This window comes from Clostridiales bacterium (assembly GCA_012512255.1).
GTDB lineage: Bacteria > Bacillota > Clostridia > Christensenellales > DUVY01 > DUVY01.
On sequence record JAAZDJ010000125.1, the window covers coordinates 1 to 4,683 of the forward strand.

2 protein-coding genes and 1 pseudogene are annotated in these 4,683 nt (G+C 38.9%); all 3 read left to right on the forward strand.

Annotated elements, in window-relative coordinates:
- A partial coding sequence (locus GX756_06375) for a glycosyl hydrolase (GenBank protein NLC17483.1) occupies positions 1-2,286 on the forward strand: 2,286 nt, incomplete at its 5' end.
- A gap of 132 nt (positions 2,287-2,418) precedes the next feature.
- Positions 2,419-3,045, forward strand: a complete 627-nt coding sequence (locus GX756_06380) for a hypothetical protein (protein ID NLC17484.1) — start codon at positions 2,419-2,421, stop codon at positions 3,043-3,045.
- 454 nt (positions 3,046-3,499) lie between these two features.
- Positions 3,500-4,295, forward strand: a pseudogene (locus GX756_06385) (hypothetical protein).
- Positions 4,296-4,683: the final 388 nt, after the last annotated feature.

A 4,683-nucleotide genomic window follows, 5' to 3' on the forward strand; every position in this document is an offset into this window, starting at 1 on the left:
GACCATTTGGGGCTTAACCCAAGCCTAAAAGCCACATGTTTTCCTACTTCAGCGACAATGGCAAACAGCTGGAATGTTGAGTTTTGCGAACAAATGGCTCAGCATTTGGGCAAAGAAGCCGTATGGCAGCGGGTTAATATTTTGTTAGGGCCGGGCATTAATATCAAGCGCAATCCTTTATGCGGCCGTAATTTTGAGTATTTTAGCGAAGACCCCTACTTAGCGGGCAAAATGGCCGCGGCGTATGTAAGAGGAATACAATCCAACGGCGTCTCGGCGTGCGTTAAGCATTTTGCGGCCAATAACCAAGAATATTGCAGAATGGTAACAGATTCCATTGTGGACGAACGGGCTTTAAGAGAAATATATTTGCAGCCTTTTGAAATGGCCGTCAAAGAAGGCAAAGTTAAGACGGTAATGAGCTCATATAACAAGCTCAACGGAACTTATACAAATGAGCATATAGAGCTATTGCGCCAAATATTGCGCGAAGAATGGGGCTTTGACGGCATTGTCGTTACCGATTGGGGCGGCGCCGACGATCGAGTAAAAGGTCTCATAGCAGGCAATGATTTGGAAATGCCCACTACAGCGGGCGAAACCGACAAAGAAATCATAGCCGCAATCCAAGAAGGCAAGTTAGACGAAAAAATATTGGACGAAGCGGTTGATAGGTTATTGACTTTAATAAACCAAACTAACCAAGCTTTATCCAAAATAGCTGATTTGGAGCTAGACGAACAAGCGCATCACGAGATGGCGCGCCGCGCGTGCGAAGAGGCGATTGTTTTGCTGAAAAACGACAATAACGCTTTGCCCTTAAAGAGCAAAGAAAAAATTGCCATAATAGGCGATTTTGCTCAAAATCCCCGCTATCAAGGCGCAGGCTCGTCTATAGTTAATCCCACTAAGCTAGAAAACACGCTTGAAAATATCAATAATTATGATTTGGATTTTATAGGATTTGAAAAAGGATTCAATAGATACGGCAAAAAAAGCAAAAGATTAATCAAAAAAGCTATGCGGCTGGCGCAAAAAGCCGATACCATTTTGTTATATTTGGGCTTAGACGAAGTTACCGAAACAGAAGGTATGGACAGAGCTGATATGCGCTTGCCCCAAAACCAGATAGAATTATTAAACTCCCTTAACGAGTTAGGCAAAAAGATAGTAATAATTTTGTCTTGCGGCTCGGCTATTGAAATGGACTTTACGGACCAAGCCGATGCCGTGCTACATTCATATTTGGGCGGGCAGGCGGGCGCTCGCGCCGTTCTTAATGTTTTGGTCGGCAAGGTTAATCCTTCGGGCAAACTCTCGGAAAGCTACCCGTATAAATATGAAGATTGCGCCTCAGCTAAGTATTTCCCCGGCAAGGAAATGACGGCGGAATACAAAGAAAGTATTTATGTCGGCTATAGATATTATGATACGGCGGGCGTGGAAGTCAAATATCCTTTTGGATATGGATTAAGCTATACGACTTTTGAGTATTCGGATTTGAAAATTGGCGATAACGGCGTCAAATTCAAAATCAGCAACACAGGCAAATATGACGGCGCCGAAGTCGCGCAATTGTATGTAGGGCTTGAAAACAGCAAAATATTCCGCCCCAAAAAAGAACTCAAGGGATTTTGCAAGGTATTCTTAAAAGCGGGCGAAACCAAGACAGTAGAAATCCCCTTTGATGATAAAACATTTAGGTTTTACAACATAGCCAAAAAACAATGGGAAATAGAAGAGGGCGATTACGCAATCTATATCGGCGCTTCCTCAAAGGACATAAGACTTCAAGGCGTTTTAAGCGTTGAAGGCGTCTCCGCCGATGGAATATACGACAAGGCAAAGCTATCTTCATATTTCGCGTGCGATGTAAAAGATGTAAGCGAGTCCGAATTTGAACAGCTTTTGGGACGCAAACTGCCCGAGCCTCATTACAAATTTTATAAAAAGAACAGGATTCAGGTTGACATCTACACTACCGTTTCGCAACTAAAATACGCGCGCGGCTGGACAGGACGGCTTTTCTCGGGCGCTATTAGCTTTGCGATAAAATTTCTTACAGCCATCGGCAAAAAAAGCCAAGCCAATGTGCTTATTATGGGTATATATTATAACCCTCTTCGCGCCATATCGCGTTTGTCGGGCGGTCTTATAAGCTGGGGACAATTGCAGGGCATGATTGTAATGTTTAACGGAAAGTTCTTTAAAGGCCTGTCAATGTTCCTAAAAGAAGGGCGCAAAAAGAAAAAAGAAAGAAAATTACAAAAGAAAAATAAAAAATAAAAAAAATATCAAGGAGAAATAAAAATGAATATGACAAAAAATGATACGGCAATAGAACAGGAAAAAACGCTTGAGACCGCCTCTCAAACGCAAGAAAAAGAGCCGGGCAAAGTCAAAAAGTTTTTTATAAAAATCGGAAATTGGAAGTTTTTTAGATGGTGCGCTAATGTATGGACAAAATTTAAAACAAAGCATCCAAACATTGCCCAATTTTTGGTGTTTTTCATATTAAGCAACGGCGTGACTATATTGCAGCTAGCCATGATGCCTATCTTCAAAGCGTTATTTGAATTAACCGATTTGGTCAATATAGATTTTAGAATTTGGCAGGTAGGCAAAAATTTTGACGGCTCGGACTATTATGTGTTTAACTACGCAAAAGGAACAATCATGTCAGGCGGGGGCGGCGGATTGGCGTATTTCTTGGCGGTGCAACTGACTTTGGCAATAGCGCAAGTCATTAACTTCTTTGCGCAAAGGAATATTACATTCAAAGCTAATAATAATATTTGGTGGTCGGCGATGTGGTATGTTATAGCTTACATAGCCATAACTTTGATTGCCGCGGTCGCGCAAGGTTTTTATAAAGCGCCTATTTATAACTTATTTATCAATACATGGAACATGGGCAATTTTGGCAATTTGCTTGCCGACATAATCACCATGATAATAAACTGCGCGATATCGTTTTGGGTGTTCTTTCCTATATTTAAGCTTATCTTCAAACAAAAAAAGGAAACCAAACCCACAGAAGCGTAAAGCTTTGTTTAGGATAAAAAAAGCTTATTAGCGCTCCATGTTACCCAAAAAACCATATATAAAAAATATTTTGCTTCCTTATTGAAGGGTGGGGATGATGTCAAGATTAAATCGTTAAATGACGCTTTTAGCAGGACAACATTCCCATCTTTCATTTTTATTTTAGATATAAAAAAGTTTGCCCAAATAAATGGCCAGCCATTGATTGATTAGAAAAATAAGATAGTAAAATAAACCTAATTACCATAAGTTTTGAACGGTAATATATTGATTATATTATTAAGCATTGCGTTATTGCTTTTTACTACTTTTTTCCAAGCGCTTTATAACGAATACGGCGCCAACCTTATATGCTGCCGCTTTATTTGATTTTTGCGGCATATGATATATTGTGCAGCATCTTTACTATGTGCATTCAATATGGAATCTTTATGAGCGGGAAGCCGGCACGGGTATGGTATCAACCAACAGCATAAAGCCCCGCACAGAAACATTTCTGCAGGCACTTCCATATTCGGCATGATAATTTTAGAAAAGGAGCTTTTCAAAATATATCCCGAAATTGACCTCGTGACAACCCCGTCGGGAGAACTATCGGCAATGGCGCATTGTAACAATTGTTCCTCCGAAATAAACGCATGGAAGGAGTTGTTTGGGGAAGTTGCCCAAATCAAAGATAAGGAATTGCTCTATGAAAAGATGTTCTTAAAATCCTTGGAAGGCGATAAGGATTGCGGTGGCATGCTTGTAAATAATTATGTTTCTAGCGAAAATATTACGGGGATAAAAAAAGGCAGGCCGTTGATAGTCAGAACGCCAGAGAGCAATTTCACATTGGCTAATTTTATGCGCTCGCAACTTTACGCCGCGTTTGCGACTTTGAAAATTGGTCTTGACTTATTGATTGATAATGAGCAAGTTAAAATCGATAAAATCTACGCGCATGGCGGCCTGTTTAAACCGAGCAAATAGCGCAAAGATATTTAAGCGCGGCAATCAATGTTCCGGTTTCGGTTATGAAAACAGCGGGAGAAGGCGGCGCATGGGGAATGGCGATTTTAGCGATGTTTTTGCTAAGAAAAAAAGAGAATCAATCATTAGAACATTATTTGGAAAACGAAGTTTTTGAAAAAGTGGAGAGCCAAAGATTTGAGGGTTTATTTGAAGAAAAACCCCAAGGCAAAAAATCATTATATTTTAGATTCAAAGGAAAAGGTCGATTTGATTTTATTACTTTTGAATTGGGGTAATTATTAAAGTATTTATAAAATACAGTGGTAGTTTCAAAGTCTTTTATAAAATGCAACGGATAATGTCTGGATAACTCAGTGATAACAAAGTGCCCTCTTTGATGTCGTTAACATAAAATACAACGGATAATGTTTAGATAACCATTTTGTGCGACATAAAAGATTTTTTTAATATTTTGTATTTTGAACTTAAATTAGCTTTTTTAAAAATAGCGCGATTAGGGCTTATATTTTTCCTTAACTTTTTGAAATACGCCAAAATATGCATATATAAATTAAAGGGTTGTAATATATATCAAAAAAGAATAAAATATTGTTTATTTTATAAGTTTATGATAAAATTATGATAGTTAAATTATATTCCTTATAGATTTGGACAGTATAGACA